This window comes from Pantoea sp. PNA 03-3, from assembly GCF_003201175.1.
Taxonomy (GTDB): Bacteria; Pseudomonadota; Gammaproteobacteria; order Enterobacterales; family Enterobacteriaceae; genus Pantoea; species Pantoea stewartii.
In genome coordinates this window covers 1-20,946 of record NZ_QICO01000002.1, presented here as the reverse complement: position 1 = coordinate 20,946, position 20,946 = coordinate 1, and the positions used below count along the sequence as shown (strand labels likewise).

Genomic DNA, 20,946 nt, shown 5'->3' with positions numbered 1-20,946 from the left:
GATGTCATCAATTCGACTGGCTGATTTAGCCCAGCAGTTGGATGCAGAATTGCACGGAGATGGCGATATCGCCATCTCCGGCATTGCTTCTATGCAATCCGCCACAACTGGTCAAATCACATTTCTTGCCAACAGCCGCTACCGCGAGCAGCTCGCGCTGGTCCAGGCATCAGCCGTGGTGCTGACGGAAGCGGATCTGGAATGGTGTAAAACCGCCGCGCTGGTGGTGAAAAATCCTTATCTCACCTATGCGAGAATGGCGCAGCTGCTCGACACTACGCCACAGCCCGCGCAGGATATTGCGCCAAGTGCTGTGATTGATCCCAGCGCGAGACTCGGTGCCAATGTCTCTGTCGGGGCCAATGCGGTTATTGAATCTGACGTTGAGCTCGGTGATAACGTTGTCATTGGCGCAGGCTGTTTTGTGGGTAAAAAAACCCGTATCGGCAGCGGTACGCGTTTGTGGGCTAACGTCTCGGTTTACCATGAAGTAGTCATTGGTCAGCATTGCCTGATTCAGTCCGGCACCGTCATCGGTTCTGATGGCTTCGGCTACGCGAACGATCGGGGTAACTGGGTGAAAATACCGCAGTTGGGCTCGGTGATTATTGGCGATCGGGTAGAAATTGGTGCCTGTACGACCATTGATCGTGGCGCGCTGGATAACACTCTGATCGGCAATGGTGTTATCATAGATAACCAATGTCAGATTGCCCACAACGTAGTGATTGGCGACAATACTGCGGTTGCTGGCGGTGTGATCATGGCGGGTAGTTTAAAAATTGGTCGTTATTGTATGATTGGCGGTGCCAGCGTCATCAACGGCCATATGGAAATCTGTGACAAAGTAACCGTAACCGGTATGGGCATGGTTATGCGTCCGATAACAGAACCTGGTGTATACTCCTCAGGAATTCCATTACAGCCCAACAAAACCTGGCGCAAAACTGCAGCGTTGGTGATGAATATCGACGACATGAGCAAACGCTTAAAAGCAATCGAGCGCAAAGTCGGCAAAGACGACTAAACGCCATCCCATGACTGACCGGCTTTCATAATAACAGTGTAAGCAGGGAAGCCAGGCGCCACGGAAACTATTTGCGGCCTGCCAACGATCATGATGATCGGTGCAGGCCGTGTTATTGATGTCATCAGATTTTTAGGACAGGAAGAGTATTTTGACTACTGAAACTCATACTCTGCAAATTGAAGAGATTTTAGAGCTGCTGCCGCACCGTTATCCGTTTCTGCTGGTAGACCGCGTGCTGGATTTTGAAGAAAACAAATATCTGCGCGCGGTAAAGAACGTCTCCTTTAACGAACCGTTTTTCCAGGGGCATTTCCCTGGTAAACCGATTTTTCCCGGCGTTCTGATTCTGGAAGCGATGGCGCAGGCCACCGGTATTCTGGCATTCAAAAGTGTGGGTAAACTGGAGCCAGGCGAGCTCTATTATTTTGCAGGCATTGATAATGCCCGTTTCAAACGTCCGGTCGTACCGGGCGATCAAATGATTATGGAAGTGACTTTCGAGAAAACCCGCCGTGGTCTGACGCGCTTTAACGGCGTAGCGACCGTGGACGGTAAAATCGTTTGTGAAGCGACCATGATGTGTGCCCGTAGCCGGGAGGCATAATTCGTGATTGATCCAACCGCCAACATCCATCCCAGTTCTGTCATTGAAGACGGGGCCATCATCGGCCCTGGCGTTCATATCGGCCCGTTCTGCTTTATCGGGGCGAATGTTGAAATTGGTGAAGGAACCGTACTCAAGTCACACGTTGTGGTGAATGGCCATACACGTATCGGTAAAGACAATCAGATCTATCAGTTCGCCTCCATTGGTGAAGTGAATCAGGATTTAAAATACGCGGGCGAACCTACCCGGGTTGAGATTGGCGATCGTAACCGAATCCGTGAAAGCGTCACCATTCATCGCGGCACGACGCAGGGCACGAATGTCACGGTTGTCGGCAGCGACAACCTGCTGATGGTTAACGTCCACATCGCCCATGACTGTGTGATCGGCAACCGCTGCATCATGGCCAACAACGCCACGCTGGGCGGCCATGTCACGGTGGATGATTTCGCCATCATTGGCGGTATGACCGCTGTGCACCAGTGGTGCACCATTGGCGCGCATGTGATGGTTGGCGGGTGTTCAGGCGTTGCTCAGGATGTGCCGCCCTATGTTATTGCACAGGGGAATCACGCGACGCCATTCGGAATCAATATTGAAGGCCTGAAACGTCGCGGCTTCAGCAAAGAGTCACTGCACGCGATTCGTAATGCCTATAAGTTGCTTTACCGCAGCGGCAGAACGCTGGATGAGGTTAAGCCAGAAATCGAAGCGATTGCTCAGCAACACAGTGAAGTGCAGCCTTTCTATGACTTTTTTGCCCGTTCAACTCGTGGATTAATTCGCTAATTCATGTCAGCGCGTCCCCTTACGATAGCCGTCGTCGCCGGAGAAACCTCTGGCGACATCCTCGGTGCAGGCCTGATTCGTGCCTTAAAAGCACGTCATCCTGATGCCCGGTTTGTTGGCGTCGCAGGCCCATTGATGCAGGCCGAAGGCTGTGAAGCCTGGTACGAAATGGAAGAACTGGCGGTGATGGGCATTGTGGAAGTGCTGGGACGATTGCGCCGCTTGCTGGCTATTCGTCGCGATCTGACACAGCGCTTTATCTCGCTGAAACCCGATGTGTTTGTCGGTATTGACGCACCGGATTTCAATATCACGCTGGAAGGTAATCTTAAGCGCGCAGGTATTCGCACGATTCATTACGTCAGTCCCTCTGTCTGGGCCTGGCGGCAAAAACGGGTGTTCAAAATCGGTCGCAACACCGATCTGGTGCTGGCATTTCTGCCGTTTGAAAAAGCCTTTTACGATCGTTTCGGTGTCCCGTGCCGTTTTATCGGCCACACTATGGCGGATGCTATGCCGCTACAGCCCGACAAAGCCGCCGCCCGTCGCCATCTGGGCATTGACGACAATGCCCAGTGTCTGGCGTTATTGCCCGGCAGTCGCGGTGCCGAAGTTGACATGCTGAGTGCTGACTTTCTTAAAACGGCGCAGATACTGCGTAAGCGCTATCCGGCGCTGGAAATTGTGGTACCGCTGGTTAACCCGAAGCGCCGCGAGCAGTTTGAGCAAATCAAAGCGCAGGTTGCGCCGGAGCTGCCCGTGCATCTGCTGGACGGGCAGGGCCGTGAAGCGATGGTGGCCAGTGATGCTGCGCTGCTGGCGTCCGGCACCGCGGCGCTTGAATGCATGCTGGCGAAATGCCCCATGGTCGTGGGCTACCGCATGAAGCCGTTTACCTTCTGGCTGGCAAAACGCCTGGTCAAAACTGACTACGTTTCGTTGCCTAACCTGCTGGCCGGACGAGAGCTGGTCAAAGAGCTGCTGCAGGATGAGTGCCAACCTGAAGCGCTGGCTGCGGCGCTGGATCCGCTGTTACATGCCAGTCATGAACGCGAAACGTTATTGCAGACCTTCCACGAACTGCACCAGCAGATTCGCTGGAATGCGGACGAACAAGCCGCAAATGCGGTACTGGAGCTCGCCAATGGCTGATTTTATCTATCCCAACGCCCGACTGATTGCCGGTGTGGATGAAGTGGGGCGCGGCCCGTTGGTTGGTGCGGTGGTGACTGCGGCGGTAATTCTCGATCCGGCGAAACCCATTCCGGGCCTGGCCGATTCAAAAAAGCTCTCAGAGAAACGTCGCCTGGCGCTGTTTGATCAGATTAAAGAGCATGCGCTGGCCTGGAGTCTGGGCCGTGCCGAACCGGAAGAGATCGACAGCCTGAATATTCTGCATGCCACGATGCTGGCGATGCAGCGCGCGGTGGCCGGCCTGGCGATCACGCCTGATTATGTGCTGATTGACGGCAATCGCTGTCCGGCCTTGCCTGTGCCATCACTGGCCGTAGTAAAAGGCGACAGCCTGGTTGCTGAAATCAGTGCGGCCTCGATCATCGCCAAAGTCACGCGCGATCGTGAAATGGCAGAGCTGGATTTGTTGTTTCCGCAGTATGGTTTTGCGCAACATAAAGGTTATCCTACGGCGTTACATATGGAAAAGTTAACGCAGTATGGCGCAACACCACATCACCGCCGCAGCTTTGCGCCGGTGCGTAATGCGCTCATCGATGCCGAAGTGCTGGCGAGCAGCGCCTCCACGCTGCGCTAATCCGACCCTGTTTTAACCGGAAACTGATATGGCCGAACCCCGTTTTATACATCTGCATGTTCACAGCGACTATTCCATGATCGACGGCCTGGCGAAAACCGGCCCGCTGATTAAGAAAGCGGCTGCGTTAGGCATGCCAGCCATGGCGATTACCGACTTCACCAACCTGTGTGGTCTGGTGAAATTCTACGGTGGTGCGCATGGGGCGGGGATCAAACCGATTATCGGGGCGGATTTTAACGTTGCCAGTGAACTGATGGGGGATGAACTGACCCAAATTACGGTGCTGGCGGCCAACAACACCGGCTATCAAAACCTCACGTTACTCATTTCCCGCGCGTATCAACGCGGTTACGGTGTGGCCGGTCCGATAATCGATCGTGACTGGCTGGCTGAATTACAGGAAGGCCTGATCCTGTTGTCAGGTGGCCGTCGTGGAGATGTGGGGCGCAGTCTGCTGCGCGGTAACAGCGCACTGGTTTCAGAGTGCCTGGCATTTTATCAGCAACATTTTGCCGATCGCTATTACCTGGAACTGGTACGTACCGGCCGACCCGACGAAGAGACCTATCTGCACGCCGCCGTTGAGCTGGCGATTGCCGAAGGCATCCCGGTTGTGGCCACGAACGAGGTCTGCTTCCTGAATGAAGAGGACTTTGATGCGCATGAAATTCGCGTCGCCATTCATGATGGTTATACGCTGGACGATCCTAAACGGCCCCGTAATTACAGTCCTCAGCAATATATGCGCAGCGAAGACGAGATGTGCGAGTTGTTCGCAGACATCCCTGAAGCGCTCGAAAACAGCGTAGAGATTGCTAAGCGTTGTAACGTCACCGTCAGACTGGGTGAGTACTTTCTGCCGCAGTTCCCGACGGGCGACATGACCACCGAGGATTTCCTGGTAATGAAATCCCGTGAGGGGCTGGAAGAGCGTCTGGCGATGCTGTTCCCGGATGAAGCCGTGCGGGCGGAAAAACGGCCAGAATACGATGAACGTCTGGACGTTGAACTGAACGTAATCAACCAGATGGGATTCCCCGGCTACTTCCTGATCGTAATGGAGTTTATCCAGTGGTCGAAAGATAACGGCGTACCGGTAGGGCCGGGACGCGGTTCGGGGGCCGGTTCGCTGGTGGCCTATGCGCTCAAAATTACCGATCTCGATCCCCTTGAGTTCGACCTGCTGTTCGAACGTTTTCTTAACCCTGAACGCGTTTCCATGCCCGATTTCGACGTCGATTTCTGTATGGAAAAACGTGACCAGGTGATTGAACACGTGGCCGATATGTACGGCCGCGAAGCGGTATCCCAGATTATTACCTTCGGTACGATGGCGGCCAAGGCGGTCATTCGTGACGTGGGCCGCGTGCTGGGCCATCCCTATGGTTTTGTCGATCGTATTTCAAAACTGGTGCCGCCCGATCCGGGCATGACGCTGGACAAAGCCTTTGCCTCGGAACCGCAGCTGCCTGAAATTTATGAGGCGGATGAAGAGGTTAAAGCGCTTATCGATATGGCGCGGAAGCTGGAAGGGGTAACCCGAAACGCCGGTAAACATGCGGGTGGCGTGGTGATCGCGCCAACCAAGATCACCGATTTTGCACCGCTGTATTGTGATGAAAACGGTCAGTATCCGGTAACCCAGTTCGATAAAAATGATGTGGAATATGCGGGCCTGGTGAAGTTTGACTTCCTGGGGTTGCGAACGCTCACCATCATTGACTGGGCGCTGAAAATGATTAACCCGCGCCGCGAAAAGCAGGGCTTACCGCCGATCGATATCGCAACCATTCCGCTTGAAGACAAAAAGAGCTTCGACATGCTGCAGCGCGCGGAAACCACCGCGGTTTTCCAGCTTGAATCGCGCGGCATGAAAGATCTGATTAAGCGCCTGAAGCCTGACTGTTTTGAAGATATGATCGCGCTTGTGGCCCTGTTCCGTCCGGGGCCCTTACAGTCGGGCATGGTTGATAACTTCATTGACCGTAAGCACGGTCGGGAAGCCATTTCTTACCCGGATATTCAGTGGCAACACGAAAGCCTGAAGCCGGTACTGGAGCCGACCTACGGTATTATCCTCTACCAGGAACAGGTCATGCAGATTGCCCAGGTCCTGTCCGGCTACACGCTGGGCGGGGCGGACATGCTGCGTCGCGCCATGGGTAAGAAGAAACCTGAAGAGATGGCCAAACAGCGCTCTGTTTTTAAAGAGGGCGCGGAGAAGATGGGCATCGATGGCGAACTGTCGATGAAAATCTTCGATCTGGTGGAGAAATTCGCGGGTTATGGCTTCAACAAGTCGCACTCCGCCGCTTACGCGCTGGTGTCTTATCAGACCTTATGGCTGAAAGCGCACTATCCAGCGGAATTCATGGCGGCTGTGATGACGGCGGATATGGACAACACAGAAAAAGTGGTGGGTCTGGTAGATGAATGCTGGCGCATGGGCCTGAAAGTCCTGCCGCCGGACATTAACTCGGGTCTGTATCAGTTCCACGTTAATGATGAGGGCGAGATCGTTTACGGTATCGGCGCCATCAAAGGTGTGGGTGAAGGGCCGATCGAGGCGATCATCGATGCGCGTAACGAAGGCGGTTACTTCCGCGAACTGTTCGATCTCTGCGCGCGAACGGATACCAAAAAGATCAATCGCCGCGTAATGGAAAAGTTGATCATGTCCGGTGCCTTTGATCGTCTGGGCCCACATCGTGCCGCCCTGATGAGCGCACTGAACGATGCGCTGAAAGCGGCAGATCAGCATGCTAAAGCGGAAGCGATCGGTCAGGCCGACATGTTTGGCGTGCTGGCCGATGAGCCTGAGCAGGTCGAACAGTCTTACGCCAGCGTCACGCCATGGCCGGAACAGGTGCAACTGGACGGTGAACGGGAAACCCTGGGTTTGTACCTGACCGGCCACCCGATTAACCAGTATCTGAAAGAAATTGAGCGTTACGTGGGTGGGATGCGTTTGAAAGATATGCATCCGACCGATCGTGGTAAGATTACCGTCGCGGCAGGCCTGGTGATTGCTGCGCGTGTAATGGTGACCAAACGCGGCAACCGAATTGGTATTTGTACACTGGACGACCGCTCTGGCCGTCTTGAAGTCATGTTATTTACCGATGCGTTAGATAAATACCAGCAACTGCTGGAGAAAGACCGTATCCTGATCGTCAGCGGACAGGTCAGCTTTGATGACTTTAGTGGTGGCCTTAAAATGACCGCCCGTGAAGTCATGGACATAGATGAAGCGCGTGAAAAATACGCGCGCGGACTTGCTATCTCGCTGACAGACAGGCAAATTGATGACCAGCTATTAAACCGACTCCGTCAGTCCCTTGAGCCTCATCGTTCAGGGACAATTCCGGTGCATCTCTACTATCAGAGAGCCGACGCGCGAGCGAAGCTACGCTTTGGTGCAGCGTGGCGAATATCGCCCAGCGATCGTTTACTCAACGATTTGCGGTCGTTAATTGGATCGGAGCAGGTAGAACTGGAGTTTGACTAAAACAGGAACATTATGAGTCTTAATTACCTGGATTTTGAACAGCCAATCGCAGAACTGGAAGCAAAAATTGATTCGCTTACCTCGATTGGTCGTCAGGACGATAAACACGTCAATCTCGACGAAGAAGTTAAGCGTCTGCGCGAGAAAAGCGTTGAGCTGACACGTAAAATCTTCGCCGATTTGGGCGCATGGCAAATCGCCCAACTGGCGCGACATCCATTACGTCCTTATACCTTTGATTATGTGCGCAATGCGTTTGACGATTTCGATGAGCTTGCGGGTGACCGCGCTTATGCGGATGACAAAGCGATTGTCGGCGGGATTGCCCGCCTCGACGGCCGTCCTGTGATGATCATCGGTCACCAGAAAGGGCGCGAAACCAAAGAGAAGATTCGCCGTAATTTTGGTATGCCGGCACCGGAAGGCTATCGCAAAGCGTTGCGCCTGATGGAAATGGCCGAACGCTTTAAAATGCCTATTATCACCTTTATCGACACGCCGGGTGCGTATCCGGGCGTGGGCGCGGAAGAGCGCGGTCAGTCTGAAGCTATCGCACGCAACCTGCGCGAAATGTCAGGCCTGAAAGTACCGGTCATCTGTACCGTTATCGGTGAGGGCGGTTCGGGTGGTGCACTGGCTATCGGCGTGGGCGACAAAGTGAACATGCTGCAGTACAGCACCTATTCGGTCATTTCACCGGAAGGCTGTGCCTCTATTCTGTGGAAAAGCGCCGATAAAGCGCCGCTGGCCGCAGAAGCGATGGGCATTACCGCGCCGCGTCTGAAAGAGCTTAAGCTGATTGATTCGGTCATCCCTGAGCCACTGGGCGGCGCGCATCGCCATCCGGTCGAAATGGCGCAGACGCTAAAACAGCAACTGCTGGCCGATCTGGCCGACCTGGAAGGGTTAAGCACCGAAGAATTATTAGATCGCCGTTATCAGCGTCTGATGAGTTATGGCTACGCCTGATTTAGTGCTGTGACGTAAAAGCGGACTCCGGTCCGCTTTTTTTATGCCACGAATCTGACTGCGGTTTCGTGGCGTAATTCGCTATGCTTACTCAATGCCTCAACAATCAGGGAGATGTGCATTGAATATTCTGGCGATCATGGGCGCGCATGGCGTGTTTTACAAAGATGAACCGTTACGCGAGTTGGATGTAGCACTGAGTCAGCAAGGTTTTCAGCTCATACGGCCTAAAAACACAGATGATCTTCTCAAACTGATTGAACACAATCCCCGTATCAGCGGTGTGATTTTTGACTGGGATGAGCACAACAGCCCTGAGCTGTGCGGTGAAATTAATCAGCTCAATGAATACCTGCCCCTGTATGCCTTTATTAATACCCACTCGCAAATGGATATCAGCATCAATGAGATGCGGCTACCGCTGCATTTTTTTGAGTACGCGCTGAATGCGGCCGACGATATCGCCTTGCACATCCGCCAGTACACGGATGATTACCTCGACCACATTACACCACCGTTAACCAAAGCGTTGTTCACCTATGTGAAAGAGGGAAAGTACACGTTCTGCACTCCGGGCCATATGGCCGGGACGGCCTTCCAGAAAAGCCCGGTGGGCTGTTTGTTCTATGACTTCTTTGGCGCGAATACGCTTAAGTCGGATATTTCGATTTCGGTGACTGAGCTGGGCTCGCTGCTGGATCATACCGGACCACATCTTGAGGCCGAAGAGTACATCGCCCGCACGTTCGGTGCGGAACAGAGCTATATGGTGACTAACGGCACCTCGACTTCGAACAAGATCGTGGGCATGTATGCCGCGCCGGCAGGCAGCACGATTCTGGTTGACCGCAACTGCCACAAGTCGCTTACCCACTTGCTGATGATGAGCGATCTGATTCCTGTCTGGCTAAAACCCACACGCAATGCCTTAGGCATTCTGGGCGGCATTCCGCAAAAAGAATTTACCCGTACCAGCATTGAACAGAAAGTGGCTGCCACGCCGCGCGCCAGCTGGCCCGTTCATGCAGTAATTACTAACTCGACCTACGACGGTTTGCTTTATAACACGCAGTACATCAAGCAAACGCTCGACGTCCCCTCGATTCACTTTGATTCGGCCTGGGTGCCTTACACCAATTTTCACCCTATCTATGAGGGGAAAAGCGGCATGAGCGGTGAGCGGATACCGGGCAAGGTGATTTATGAAACCCAGTCCACGCATAAACTGCTGGCTGCCTTTTCGCAGGCCTCATTAATTCACATCAAAGGCGAGTACGACGAACAAACCTTTAATGAAGCCTACATGATGCACACCACCACATCGCCCAATTACGCGATTGTTTCCTCTATTGAAACAGCCGCCGCCATGCTGCGGGGGAATCCGGGGAAAAGGCTCATCAATCGGTCAGTCGAGCGCGCGTTACATTTTCGTCGTGAAATACAGCGGTTGCGCGAAGAGTCGGACAGCTGGTTCTTTGATATCTGGCAACCAGAGCATGTGGATGAAGCGCAGTGCTGGCCGATCCAGCCGGGAGACGAAGCGTGGCATGGTTTCACCCAGGCCGATCGCGATCATATGTATCTCGATCCGATCAAAGTCACCATTCTTACACCGGGCATGAGCGAGTTAGGAGAAATGGCCGAAGAGGGGATCCCCGCTGCGCTGGTGGCGAAATTCCTTGATGAGCGTGGGATTGTGGTGGAAAAGACCGGTCCGTATAACCTGTTGTTCCTGTTCAGTATTGGCATCGACAAGACCAAGGCGATGAGCGTGCTGCGTGGATTAACCGAATTTAAGCGCGCCTACGACCTGAATCTGCGCGTAAAAAACATGCTGCCGGATCTGTATGCGGAAGATCCCGACTTTTACCGCACGATGCGCATCCAGACGCTGGCGCAGGGGATTCATCGCCTGATTCAGCAACATGACCTGCCGCGTCTGATGCTGAAAGCCTTTGATGTCTTACCTGAGATGAAAATGACGCCGCATCAGGCGTTCCAGCAGCAGGTGAAAGGCAATATTGAGACCGTAAACATAAATGAGCTGGTGGGCCGTATCTCTGCCAACATGATATTGCCTTATCCTCCCGGTGTACCGCTGGTGATGCCTGGCGAAATGATCACAGAACAAAGCCGCGCCGTGCTCGACTTCCTGCTCATGCTGTGTAGCATTGGGCGCCACTATCCTGGCTTTGAGACAGATATTCACGGCGCGACGCTAACCGATGAAGGTGAATATCGGGTACGTGTGCTGAAACAGAGCGGGGAACAGGAATGAAGGACCAACAGGAAGCAAACATGCTACAGCTAACGCACATTCACCATATCGCCATCATTGCGTCAGATTATCATCGCAGTAAAGCCTTTTACTGCGACATACTGGGATTTGAACTGCAAAGTGAGCACTACCGCGAAGCGCGCGATTCGTGGAAAGGCGATCTGGCGTTAAACGGTCAGTACACCATTGAGCTGTTTTCCTTTCCACACCCGCCCGCCCGGGTCAGTCAGCCGGAAGCCTGTGGCCTTCGCCATCTGGCTTTCAGCGTGCCGGACGTGGAAGCCGCGGTGCGCTATCTGGACACGCAGGGCGTGACATGCGAACCCATTCGCATTGACGCGCTTACCGGGAAACCCTGTACCTTTTTTGCTGACCCGGATGGTTTGCCGCTTGAGTTGTATCAGGCGTAAACTGGCGGCTTTATGGCTCGTCCCACTGCCTGAGTTATGGAATTATCATGTCTGATTTTGACGCACTGCTGAATGAAAACGACGCGCTGGTAGTGGCGTTTAGCGGTGGCCTGGATTCTACCGTCCTGCTGCATAAGCTGCGGGACTGGCAACAGCACCATCCGGCCTCGCGGTTGCGTGCGCTGCATGTCCATCATGGCCTCAGTACTAATGCCGACCACTGGGCGGCGCATTGCCAGACCCTGTGCGCAACATGGCAGATCCCCTGCGAAATCCTGCGCGTGCAGGTTACCGATCAGGGCGACGGCATTGAAGCGGCGGCGCGGCAGGCGCGTTATCGGGCATTGCACCAGGCGCTCCATACTGATGAGAAACTCCTTACCGCACAGCACCTGGACGATCAGTGTGAAACCGTCCTGCTGGCCCTGAAACGCGGCAGTGGCCCGGCCGGTCTGGCGGCCATGCCGGTGACGGGCTCTCTGGGTAAAAACCCTCTGCTTCGCCCGCTGTTAAGCTGTTCCCGGCAGTCATTAGAGCTGTATGCCCAAACGCATCAGTTGCAATGGGTTGAAGATGAGAGCAATCAGGATGTGCGTTACGACCGCAATTTTCTTCGTCAGCAACTCTTACCGGCCGTCGTGGCACGCTGGCCTCATTTCGCCAGTGCGACGGCGCGCAGTGCGGCACTCTGTGCTGAGCAGGAGCAACTGCTGGATGAGTTGCTGGCGGAACAACTCGCTGCGCTGATTCAGCCGGACGGTAGCCTGTGTTTCTCCGCGTTACTGACGATGAGTGAAGTGCGCAGCAATGCTTTGCTGCGTCGCTGGCTGGCCGGACAGGGCGCGCAAATGCCCTCGCGCGATGCGTTGCGCCGCATTCGTCAGGAAGTGATGCTGAGTCGTGAAGATGCCCAGCCACGGCTACGGTTAGGCCACAGCGAAATTCGCCGTTATCGCCAGCGGCTTTATATTTTGCCGATCAGAGAATCGTTACGCGACTGCGAAATCGTCTGGAAGAATCTCAACCAGACATTGCCCCTGCCGCAGCATATCGGCACGCTGCAGCCCGATTATACAATGCCTTCACTACGACGACCGACGCCGGAGGAACAGGTATTTGTGCGTTTTCACGCGACAGGGTACGTGCATATTGTGGATCGCGCGGGCGGGCGCGAGATGAAGAAAATCTGGCAGGCGTTGAATATCCCGTCATGGCAGCGGGAACGTATTCCGCTCATTTATTATAATCAAACGCTTATTTGCGCGCCCGGCCTGTTCGTGACCCGTGAAGGCGCAGCAGGGGAGGCACAGGGCTGGCAGATTCACTGGCACAAACCTACAGGAGTATCGTTGTGAAACAATGGATAGTGGCATTAACGTTTTTTACGTTGTTTCCGGCCTGTGCCGCAGGCGATATTCACGCGGGCGAACAGCGTTCGGCGGCCTGTACGGCGTGCCATGGTCCGAAAGGCATTGCGACGGTTCCCCTTTATCCCAGCCTGGCGGGCCAAAACGCCGCTTATCTCGCGCACGCTCTACAGGCCTATAAGAAGGGAGAGCGCAACGGTGGTCAGGCAGAAGTGATGAAAGCGTTTGTTGCGGGGCTCAGCGATGAGGAGATAACAGATTTAGCGGCGTACTACAGTTCGTTAAAGCCCTGATGAGATGGGCGGGAATGCATCCCGCCCGACGGGAAGTGAATTACTCTTCGCTGACCACGACGGTGCCGAGTTCAGGATGGCTAAAACTGGCAATATGATCGAGACGTAACTCGCGCGTTTCACCGGACAGTTCAATGGCCAGATACTCCACGTTTTTACGTGAAAGGATGTCCCTGGCCTTTGCCTTTAGCTGCTCGCCATCTTTTAACGCCAGCGACAGCATCCAGTTTTTTTGGCAGGCGAGTTCCAGATTATCGTAGTCATCGCAATTGATGGGTTTATAAGCTTCATTCATCAACATAGTCGCTCACCAATAAGTTTGCGGCGGCATAAGCCGCCTGTTCCCTGAGAGAAGAGTTTAGCGCAGCATTCGCGGCAATAGCATCAAGCGCGTTAAGCGCGCAGCCGATGGCATCGGGAATATAGCCCAGATCTCCGCTGCCAATTTCGGCATATTTTTGGCGAACTAACTCACAATATTTTTGCACGGGCACCTCCTCAGCAGAGCATAAATACTCTGGTTGATTTGCGACTATATCACAGGCATTTCAAGAAAATCAGCCAGGCGAAAGCAGGAACAGCGAGCAAATCACTGCTAAAGTAGCGGACTACGCCGTATCAGACGTTTCAGGATAAAGCACGAAAGGTTAAGTTGATGAACAGGTCAGAGCGAAAAAACGGGAACCGGACAAAGGCGGGTGGACGATGATTGCGCTGTCACGGAATGTCGAGCTGCCAGACAATGAAATTGAACTGACGGCCATTCGGGCGCAGGGGGCAGGGGGGCAGCACGTCAACAAAACCAGCACCGCTATTCATCTGCGTTTTGATATCGCCGCGTCTTCCCTGCCGCCGTTTTATAAAGAGCGGTTGCTCAGTGCCAGCCATCATTTAATTACCGGCGACGGGACGATTATCATCAAGGCGCAGGAATACCGCAGCCAGGAGATGAACCGCGAAGCGGCGCTGCAACGGCTGGTGAATTTGATTCAGGAGCTCACGAAGGTAGAGAAAGTCCGGCGCTCAACACGACCGACACGCGCGTCGAAAGCGCGCAGGCTGGAAGGGAAATCACGGCGCAGCCAGACCAAAGCATTGCGCGGTAAAGTGCTGTAAGACGTGGCCAGAGAATTACCTGTGGTCGTCAGGAGAACGGAGTCGACCATGCGTTAAAAAAACGCCCCATGAAGGGGCGTTATGGCAGGCTTATTTGTTCAGTGCCTTGAGCAGGAAATCGACAATCTCATCCTGCTTAATCATCTGCTTTTCACCGGCACGACGGGCTTTGTATTCGATCTCCTGGTTATCAAGATTGCGATCGCCAATCACGATGGTATGCGGGACGCCAATCAGTTCCATATCGGCGAACATAACGCCTGGACGTTCTTTACGGTCATCCAGAATCACCTCGACGCCTTTCGCGCGCAGCGTGTTATATAGTTCTTCCGCTAACTCTTTTACGCGGAATGATTTCTGCATGTTCATTGGCAGAATCGCTACATCGAACGGGGCCAGTGCCGCAGGCCAGATGATACCGCGATCGTCATGGTTCTGCTCGATCGCCGCCGCCACTACACGGGTAATACCGATGCCGTAGCACCCCATCGTCATGACCTGATTACGACCATCTTCACCCTGAACGGCCGCTTTCATCGCTTCGGAGTATTTGGTGCCCAACTGGAAAATATGGCCTACTTCGATACCACGTTTGATCTGCAATGTGCCTTTGCCGTCCGGGCTCAGATCGCCTTCTACCACATTACGGATATCGGCAACCTCGGCCATGGGCAGATCGCGTTCCCAGTTAATGCCAACGTAGTGTTTACCGTCCACATTTGCACCGGCGCAGAAATCACTCATCTTCGCCACGGTACGGTCTGCGATAATCGGCATCGTCAACCCGACCGGCCCCAGCGAACCAAAGCCAGCACCCACCACGGCACGAATCTCTTCTTCGGTCGCGAAAACCAGCGGTGACGCAACCAGCGGCGATTTTTCAGCCTTAATTTCGTTCAGTTCGTGATCGCCGCGGACCAGGAAGGCAACCAGAGCATGACCGCTTCCCTCTGCACCCTTGACCATCAGCGTCTTCACGGTTTTCTCAATCGGCATCTGGAACTGATTCACCAGATCGGCGATGGTTTTGGCATTCGGTGTATCGATCTGACGCATTGTTTCCTGAGGCGCAGGGCGTTCGCCCGCCGGTGCCACGGCTTCGGCCAGTTCAATGTTCGCCGCATAGTCAGAGTCGGTTGAGAAGATCACATCATCTTCGCCGCTCTGTGCCAGTACCTGGAACTCATGTGAGGCACTGCCACCAATCGAGCCGGTGTCCGCCTGCACGGCACGGAAATCCAGACCCATACGGCTGAAGATCTGACTATAAGCGCGGTACATCGCGTCATAGGTTTCCTGCAGTGATTCCTGCGTGGTGTGGAAGGAGTAGGCATCTTTCATGATGAACTCGCGCGAACGCATCACGCCAAAACGTGGGCGCACTTCATCACGGAATTTGGTCTGAATTTGATACAGATTCAGCGGCAGCTGTTTATAAGAGCTCAGCTCATTACGAATCAGATCGGTAATCACTTCTTCATGCGTTGGGCCGAGCACAAACGGACGTTCATGACGATCGGCAACACGCAGTAATTCTGGACCGTACTGCTCCCAGCGGCCGCTCTCCTGCCACAGGTCTGCGGGTTGGACCACAGGCATTGAAATCTCAATGGCACCGGCGTTGTTCATTTCTTCGCGAACGATGTTTTCGACTTTTTTTAATACGCGCAGTCCGGTTGGCAGCCAGGTATATAACCCTGAGGCCAGTTTACGGATCATGCCGGCACGCAGCATCAGCTGGTGGCTGATCACTTCCGCGTCAGACGGTGTCTCTTTCTGAGTAGAGAGCAGATATTGAGTAGTACGCATTGATTACAATTCCAGTTGATCGGAAATTCACGGACAAAAATAGGCTGGCGGCTAGTGTACCAGTGAGATCACCGGCTAAAAAGCGGGTTTTAACGCGGATCGATGGCCACGACTTCCGTGCCTGCATGATCAACGCGCCAGCGCACAGTAAACTCAAGCAGCGAGGCGGCATAAATGCGATCCTTTTCCTCACCTTTACGGTAAGCAGGGCGCGGATCCTGCGCAAGAACCTCACGGATAAAGCGGGCAAGATAGGGATAGCGCGCATACTGCTGCAACTGCTGCCCGGCCAGCGGCGAAAACCGCACAGGCATGCTGCTTTCCGGCGCGGACTGCGCAAAACCCGCTCTCGCCTCAGGCAGGGCTTCGGCGAAGGGCAGATAGGGCTTGATATCGACCACCGGCGTGCCGTCCACCAGATCCAGACTGCCCAGCTCCAGAATGACCTGTTGCTTCGCGCAGCGGATGCCTTTGAGCTCAATCAGCGACATCCCAATCGGATTAGGGCGAAAGGTCGATCGCGTAGCAAAAACGCCCATGCGCGCGTTACCGCCCAGGCGGGGCGGGCGAACGGTCGGACGCCAGCCGCCTTCCAGGGTCTGATGAAAAACAAACAGCACCCAGAGATGGCTGAAGTCTTCCAGGCCGCGCACGGCCTCTGCCTGATTATAAGGCGGCAAAAGATGCAGTTCGCCGCCGCCGTCCTGAACCAGACCAGGCTGACGCGGGACAGCGAACTTCTCTTTCCACGGCGAACGGATTACGCCGATCTGCGCAAAGGCAAAATCACTCATTGACTGGTGACTTTCAGCGCCGAACCCTGGCAGACAGCCTGACGGTAGCAGCCCGGGGTGCTGCTCACGATTTCACATTTGTGAAGCAGTACCGCATTAGCTTTCATCTGCGCGGCTTTAATCTGCATACGTTTACGCGCGGTAGCGATGTTGGGCGGTGAGCTCTGATTGCTCATCTGGCAATCCTCTGCGGAGACTTCACCCAGATCGCGGAAGGGCTTGCTCACCAGATCGGCAGCATCGGTGTACACCTTAACGGGGGCGGGACGATACGTTGGCTTACGTGTCGGTTCGCTGGATTGCTGCGGATGAGAAGGTGCGCTGCTTATTGGGTGGTATTCCCGAACACACCCTGTCAGCATCAATGCTAACAAGCAGAGCGGTAAAAAACGCATAGCAACATCCTCAAGTGTCAAAAAGTGGCGTTATTGAAACAAGGACACGGATAAATAACAAGTCAGCAAATGGCAATAACAGAAAGGGCGGCTAAAAGCCGCCCTGAGGGAAGAGATCAGACGACCTTACCAGCCTTTAACGGCACCACCGTTAAACACTTTATTGGCCGCGTCAGCCACTTCGTCAGACTGATAAGCCTGCACGAATTTCTTCACATTTTCCGCGTCTTTGTTGTCTTCACGCGCCACAATCAGGTTCACGTAAGGGGAGTCTTTATCTTCCACAAAGATGCCATCTTTCGCCGGCGTCAGGCCAATCTGGCTGGCGTAAGTGGTGTTGATCACGGCCAGGGCGATTTGCTGATCGTCCAGTGAACGTGGCAGCTGTGGCGCCTCCAGCTCAACAATCTTCAGGTGTTTTGGATTCTCAACGATATCCAGCGAGGTTGGCAGCAGGCCCACACCGTCTTTCAGCTTGATCAGGCCCACTTTCTGCAGCAGCAGCAGCGAACGGCCCAGGTTGGTTGGGTCGTTAGGAATGGCAACCTGTGCGCCATCCTGCAGTTGATCCAGCGATTTGATTTTTTTCGAATAGCCCGCAATCGGATAAACAAAAGAGTTACCTACAGAAACCAGCTTGTAACCGCGATCTTTGATCTGTTGATCCAGATACGGTTTGTGCTGGAACGCATTCACATCGATATCGCCTTTGCTCAGTGCTTCGTTCGGCAGCACATAGTCATTAAAGGTCACCAGCTCAACATCCAGACCGTACTTATCTTTCGCCACTTTGGCCGCCGCTTCGGCAACCTGCTGTTCAGCGCCGACGATCACGCCCACTTTGATATGGTTGGGATCTTTGGCTTTTTGATCGCATCCTGCCAGCGCAATCGCGCCAATTAATGCACCCACAGCGGCAATGTTTTTAAATTTGAAAGACATATCCTTTCCTTAATAGTGATATTGCTTGCTTATTTATGGGACACAGCACGCACGATGCGGTCGCCACAGAATTGTATGAGATACACCAAAACGACTAATAACACTAATACCGTATTCATCACCGTCGCGTTATATCCGATATAACCATACTGGTAGCCAATTTGTCCGAGGCCGCCCGCGCCGACTGCGCCGCCCATCGCCGAGTAACCTACCAGGGTAATCAACGTAATGGTGGCCGCGTTAACAAGACCGGGCAGGGCTTCAGGCAGCAGGACTTTGCGCACGATTTGTATCGGCGTGGCACCCATCGCGCGTGATGCTTCAATTAACCCGGTCGGGAGTTCCAGTAGGGCATTTTCAACCATACGGGCAATAAACGGTGCCGCACCGACAGTCAGGGGCACGATGGCCGCCTGTAAGCCAATAGAGGTTCCAACGATGACGCGGGTAAACGGAATCATCCACACAAGGAGGATAATGAAAGGGATCGAGCGGAAAACGTTAACCAGGGCGGACAGCACACGGTACAGCCCTTTGTTTTCAAGAATCTGTCCCGGACGGGTAACATACAGCAGTACGCCGACCGGTAAACCCAGAACGAAGCCGAAAAAGCCAGAGACAAAGGTCATCATCAACGTTTCCCAGACGCCGCGCCCCAGCAGCGCAATCATCGCTTCAGACATAACCTAATACCTCGACTTTGACATGATGTTCCTGCAGCCACTGAATGGCGGCTTGTGTATCGCTTTCGCTACCGTGAATTTCCGCCAGCATGATGCCAAACTTCACACCGCCGGCGTAATCCATCTGCGCACTGATAATGTTGTTATTGATATTAAAACGCCGCGCTGCTTCAGACAGCAATGGAGCATCGACGGACTGGCCGGTAAATTCCATACGCAGTAATGGCATGCTGTCAGGGCCCGCTTCGGGCGACAGGCGCTGCTGGTAGTCGTCTGGAATATCCAGATGCAGGGTTGACTGGATGAACTGTTGCGCCAGCGGGGTTTTGGGGTGCGAGAAGACTTCACTTACGCTGTCTTTCTCGATCAGCTCACCCTGACTGATGACCGCAACCTGATCGCAGATGCGTTTCACCACATCCATCTCATGGGTAATTAACAGAATAGTCAGGCCCAGACGGCGGTTAATATCTTTCAGTAATTCCAGAATTGAGCGCGTGGTCGCTGGATCTAAAGCGCTGGTGGCTTCATCACACAGCAGAACTTTCGGGTTACTGGCCAGAGCGCGGGCAATGGCAACACGCTGTTTTTGCCCGCCGGAGAGATTGGCAGGCCAGGCATCGTGCTTATCCGCCAGGCCGACCAGCTCCAGGAGCTCAGAGACGCGCTTTTTAATTTCATCACGAGAAAGGCTACCCAACTCTAATGGCAGCGCAACATTGCCGGCGACGGTGCGGGAGTTCATCAGGTTGAAGTGCTGAAAAATCATACCAATCTGACGGCGGGCCTGCGTCAGCTGTCGTTCGCTCAGCGCCGTTAAATCCGCGCCATCAACCAACACGCGGCCTGAAGAAGGGCGTTCGAGCAGATTCACGCAACGAATCAGCGTACTTTTTCCGGCACCGGATGCGCCGATGACGCCATAGATCTGTCCGGCCGGGACATGCAGGCTGACGTTAGATAACGCCTTTATCGTTCGCGAACCTTGCTGGAACACTTTGGTTATATTTTCTAATTTAATCATTACGTTATTTATTGCCGTCTTGCATTATCCGTGGTCTGGTGTGCTGCCATAAAGGACAGCATGCATAAGCTGGATGGATGTTAAGGCATCCAGACGTCTAAATCAATCGAAGTCATGTAAACGGGCATTCTCCCTTTTATGACAATCGTGCGATACTGAGCGGCAATTTTTATAGCAGGAGTTTCTACGTGGCGAATAAAGTCCCGGCCATTTTTCTCGATCGCGATGGCACCCTCAATGTTGATCACGGCTATGTCCACGAAATCGATCATTTTCAGTTTATTGATGGTGTAATCGAAGCGTTGCAGCAACTCAAAAAGATGGGCTTTGCGCTGGTTGTCGTGACAAACCAGTCTGGCATCGCACGTGGCATGTTTAGTGAAGATCAGTTTATGCAGCTTACCGAGTGGATGGACTGGTCGCTGGCCGATCGCGATGTCGACCTTGATGGGATCTATTTCTGTCCACATCACCCGGATGCAACGGTAGAAGCGTATCGCCAGCAGTGCGACTGCCGTAAACCGCAACCCGGCATGCTGCTGGCCGCGCAAGAAGAGCTGCATATTGATATGGCTGCGTCTTATATGGTAGGGGATAAGCTGGAAGATATGCAGGCCGCCCAGGCCGCCGGTGTCGGTAAGAAAGTGTTAGTGCGCAGTGGTAAGCCGGTTACGCCGGAAGGCGAGGCATTGGCTGACTGGGTAATAGAGAGTCTTGCGGCGCTCCCTTCCCGTATTAAAAAGGGTTAAAACAGCGCTTTTGTGCAAATTTCAGACGAACAGCAAAAAAGTTTAAATTTGCACTTGCGCTCTGCGAAAGCTTCCCTATAATGCGCCTCCACTGACACGGCACAACGGCTTACGTAACGCGGTGTTCAGCAGAGAACTCCCCGGAGTTTTCGCCGGAGAAAAACTTCTGAAAAAGAAGTTGACTCTGAAGGAGGAAAGCGTAATATACGCCACCTCGCAACAGACGGTTAACCCGCTGGTTGCACTGCTCTTTAACAATTTATCAGACAATCTGTGTGGGCACTCGCAGGATTGATATCCGCGTCTCCGGACGCAAAAAATATCAAGTCTTAAGAGTGAACACGTATTGAAATTCATTACGACGTTTTCCTTGAGCATCGCTGCACTGGTTGCAGCAAATCAAACTTTA

Annotated in this window: 21 protein-coding genes; 13 read left to right on the top strand and 8 right to left on the bottom strand. The window is 53.7% G+C overall.

Going from position 1 to position 20,946, the window contains the following annotated elements:
* Position 1 precedes the first annotated feature (1 nt).
* The 11 genes from lpxD (at position 2) to C7433_RS06450 (ending at position 13,025) form a co-directional block, all read left to right on the top strand.
* Positions 2–1,027: a UDP-3-O-(3-hydroxymyristoyl)glucosamine N-acyltransferase gene (gene lpxD / locus C7433_RS06500; RefSeq protein ID WP_033740314.1), complete on the top strand. Its 1,026-nt coding sequence runs from the start codon at positions 2–4 to the stop codon at positions 1,025–1,027.
* 151 nt (positions 1,028–1,178) lie between these two features.
* Positions 1,179–1,634 (top strand): 3-hydroxyacyl-ACP dehydratase FabZ, encoded by a 456-nt coding sequence (fabZ, locus tag C7433_RS06495; protein ID WP_006117769.1) that lies wholly within the window; start codon positions 1,179–1,181, stop codon positions 1,632–1,634.
* Positions 1,635–1,637: 3 nt separating this feature from the next.
* Positions 1,638–2,426 carry an acyl-ACP--UDP-N-acetylglucosamine O-acyltransferase gene (gene lpxA / locus C7433_RS06490; RefSeq protein ID WP_006117770.1) on the top strand — a complete coding sequence of 263 codons (789 nt, stop codon included), beginning with the start codon at positions 1,638–1,640 and terminating at the stop codon, positions 2,424–2,426.
* 3 nt (positions 2,427–2,429) lie between these two features.
* The gene (gene lpxB / locus C7433_RS06485) at positions 2,430–3,578 is read left to right on the top strand and encodes a lipid-A-disaccharide synthase (protein WP_054688129.1); all 1,149 of its coding nucleotides are present in this window, start codon (positions 2,430–2,432) and stop codon (positions 3,576–3,578) included.
* Positions 3,571–4,197: a ribonuclease HII gene (gene rnhB / locus C7433_RS06480; protein WP_033740315.1), complete on the top strand. Its 627-nt coding sequence runs from the start codon at positions 3,571–3,573 to the stop codon at positions 4,195–4,197. Before lpxB ends, rnhB begins: the two co-directional genes overlap by 8 nt.
* Positions 4,198–4,225: 28 nt before the next feature.
* The gene (gene dnaE / locus C7433_RS06475; RefSeq protein WP_110267834.1) at positions 4,226–7,708 is read left to right on the top strand and encodes a DNA polymerase III subunit alpha; all 3,483 of its coding nucleotides are present in this window, start codon (positions 4,226–4,228) and stop codon (positions 7,706–7,708) included.
* Between the two features lie 12 nt (positions 7,709–7,720).
* A complete protein-coding gene (accA, locus tag C7433_RS06470; RefSeq protein ID WP_033740317.1) occupies positions 7,721–8,677 on the top strand; it encodes an acetyl-CoA carboxylase carboxyl transferase subunit alpha in 957 nt (318 codons plus the stop codon).
* Between the two features lie 121 nt (positions 8,678–8,798).
* Positions 8,799–10,955 carry a lysine decarboxylase LdcC gene (locus tag C7433_RS06465; protein WP_039338658.1) on the top strand — a complete coding sequence of 719 codons (2,157 nt, stop codon included), beginning with the start codon at positions 8,799–8,801 and terminating at the stop codon, positions 10,953–10,955.
* 20 nt (positions 10,956–10,975) lie between these two features.
* Entirely contained in the window at positions 10,976–11,365 is a 390-nt protein-coding gene (locus tag C7433_RS06460; protein WP_033740319.1) for a VOC family protein, read from the top strand.
* Between the two features lie 47 nt (positions 11,366–11,412).
* On the top strand, positions 11,413–12,720 hold the full coding sequence (gene tilS / locus C7433_RS06455; RefSeq protein WP_110267833.1) for a tRNA lysidine(34) synthetase TilS: 1,308 nt from the start codon (positions 11,413–11,415) through the stop codon (positions 12,718–12,720).
* Complete coding sequence (locus C7433_RS06450) at positions 12,717–13,025, top strand: cytochrome c (RefSeq protein WP_006117780.1); 309 nt, start codon at positions 12,717–12,719, stop codon at positions 13,023–13,025. Before tilS ends, C7433_RS06450 begins: the two co-directional genes overlap by 4 nt.
* Before the next feature lie 40 nt (positions 13,026–13,065).
* On the opposite strand, the gene rof is transcribed toward C7433_RS06450, so the two are convergent.
* Both rof and C7433_RS06440 read right to left on the bottom strand, forming a co-directional pair.
* Positions 13,066–13,326: a Rho-binding antiterminator gene (rof, locus tag C7433_RS06445; protein ID WP_033740322.1), complete on the bottom strand. Its 261-nt coding sequence runs from the start codon at positions 13,324–13,326 to the stop codon at positions 13,066–13,068.
* On the bottom strand, positions 13,313–13,513 hold the full coding sequence (locus C7433_RS06440; RefSeq protein WP_033740323.1) for a YaeP family protein: 201 nt from the start codon (positions 13,511–13,513) through the stop codon (positions 13,313–13,315). The genes rof and C7433_RS06440 overlap by 14 nt, the downstream gene beginning before the upstream one ends.
* 217 nt (positions 13,514–13,730) lie before the next feature.
* Between C7433_RS06440 and arfB the strand changes: the two genes are divergently transcribed.
* A complete protein-coding gene (gene arfB / locus C7433_RS06435) occupies positions 13,731–14,141 on the top strand; it encodes an alternative ribosome rescue aminoacyl-tRNA hydrolase ArfB (protein ID WP_006117783.1) in 411 nt (136 codons plus the stop codon).
* A 90-nt stretch (positions 14,142–14,231) separates the two neighbouring features.
* On the opposite strand, the gene proS is transcribed toward arfB, so the two are convergent.
* From proS to metN, 6 genes are all read right to left on the bottom strand, one after another.
* Positions 14,232–15,950: a proline--tRNA ligase gene (gene proS / locus C7433_RS06430; protein ID WP_033740325.1), complete on the bottom strand. Its 1,719-nt coding sequence runs from the start codon at positions 15,948–15,950 to the stop codon at positions 14,232–14,234.
* A gap of 89 nt (positions 15,951–16,039) precedes the next feature.
* Entirely contained in the window at positions 16,040–16,744 is a 705-nt protein-coding gene (tsaA, locus tag C7433_RS06425; protein WP_033740326.1) for a tRNA (N6-threonylcarbamoyladenosine(37)-N6)-methyltransferase TrmO, read from the bottom strand.
* Positions 16,741–17,139: an Rcs stress response system protein RcsF gene (rcsF, locus tag C7433_RS06420; protein WP_006117786.1), complete on the bottom strand. Its 399-nt coding sequence runs from the start codon at positions 17,137–17,139 to the stop codon at positions 16,741–16,743. Before rcsF ends, tsaA begins: the two co-directional genes overlap by 4 nt.
* A gap of 126 nt (positions 17,140–17,265) precedes the next feature.
* On the bottom strand, positions 17,266–18,081 hold the full coding sequence (locus tag C7433_RS06415) for a MetQ/NlpA family lipoprotein (protein ID WP_033740328.1): 816 nt from the start codon (positions 18,079–18,081) through the stop codon (positions 17,266–17,268).
* Between the two features lie 29 nt (positions 18,082–18,110).
* Complete coding sequence (locus tag C7433_RS06410; protein ID WP_110267832.1) at positions 18,111–18,764, bottom strand: methionine ABC transporter permease MetI; 654 nt, start codon at positions 18,762–18,764, stop codon at positions 18,111–18,113.
* Entirely contained in the window at positions 18,757–19,788 is a 1,032-nt protein-coding gene (gene metN / locus C7433_RS06405) for a methionine ABC transporter ATP-binding protein MetN (RefSeq protein ID WP_033740329.1), read from the bottom strand. Before metN ends, C7433_RS06410 begins: the two co-directional genes overlap by 8 nt.
* 188 nt (positions 19,789–19,976) lie before the next feature.
* Here metN and gmhB point away from each other — a divergent pair, with 188 nt between their 5' ends.
* Positions 19,977–20,537, top strand: a complete 561-nt coding sequence (gene gmhB, locus C7433_RS06400; protein ID WP_006117790.1) for a D-glycero-beta-D-manno-heptose 1,7-bisphosphate 7-phosphatase — start codon at positions 19,977–19,979, stop codon at positions 20,535–20,537.
* The last annotated feature ends 409 nt before the right edge of the window (positions 20,538–20,946 follow it).

Bases quoted from the DNA above. Each gene is read 5' to 3' on its own strand.
- tsaA (WP_033740326.1), bottom strand. From the start codon at position 16,744: ATGAGTGATTTTGCCTTTGCGCAGATCGGCGTAATCCGTTCGCCGTGG.
- rnhB (WP_033740315.1), top strand. From the start codon at position 3,571: ATGGCTGATTTTATCTATCCCAACGCCCGACTGATTGCCGGTGTGGAT.
- lpxD (WP_033740314.1), top strand. From the start codon at position 2: ATGTCATCAATTCGACTGGCTGATTTAGCCCAGCAGTTGGATGCAGAA.
- C7433_RS06460 (WP_033740319.1), top strand. From the start codon at position 10,976: ATGCTACAGCTAACGCACATTCACCATATCGCCATCATTGCGTCAGAT.
- lpxB (WP_054688129.1), top strand. From the start codon at position 2,430: ATGTCAGCGCGTCCCCTTACGATAGCCGTCGTCGCCGGAGAAACCTCT.
- rof (WP_033740322.1), bottom strand. From the start codon at position 13,326: ATGTTGATGAATGAAGCTTATAAACCCATCAATTGCGATGACTACGAT.
- C7433_RS06410 (WP_110267832.1), bottom strand. From the start codon at position 18,764: ATGTCTGAAGCGATGATTGCGCTGCTGGGGCGCGGCGTCTGGGAAACG.
- arfB (WP_006117783.1), top strand. From the start codon at position 13,731: ATGATTGCGCTGTCACGGAATGTCGAGCTGCCAGACAATGAAATTGAA.
- accA (WP_033740317.1), top strand. From the start codon at position 7,721: ATGAGTCTTAATTACCTGGATTTTGAACAGCCAATCGCAGAACTGGAA.
- metN (WP_033740329.1), bottom strand. From the start codon at position 19,788: ATGATTAAATTAGAAAATATAACCAAAGTGTTCCAGCAAGGTTCGCGA.
- tilS (WP_110267833.1), top strand. From the start codon at position 11,413: ATGTCTGATTTTGACGCACTGCTGAATGAAAACGACGCGCTGGTAGTG.
- proS (WP_033740325.1), bottom strand. From the start codon at position 15,950: ATGCGTACTACTCAATATCTGCTCTCTACTCAGAAAGAGACACCGTCT.
- rcsF (WP_006117786.1), bottom strand. From the start codon at position 17,139: ATGCGTTTTTTACCGCTCTGCTTGTTAGCATTGATGCTGACAGGGTGT.
- dnaE (WP_110267834.1), top strand. From the start codon at position 4,226: ATGGCCGAACCCCGTTTTATACATCTGCATGTTCACAGCGACTATTCC.
- C7433_RS06415 (WP_033740328.1), bottom strand. From the start codon at position 18,081: ATGTCTTTCAAATTTAAAAACATTGCCGCTGTGGGTGCATTAATTGGC.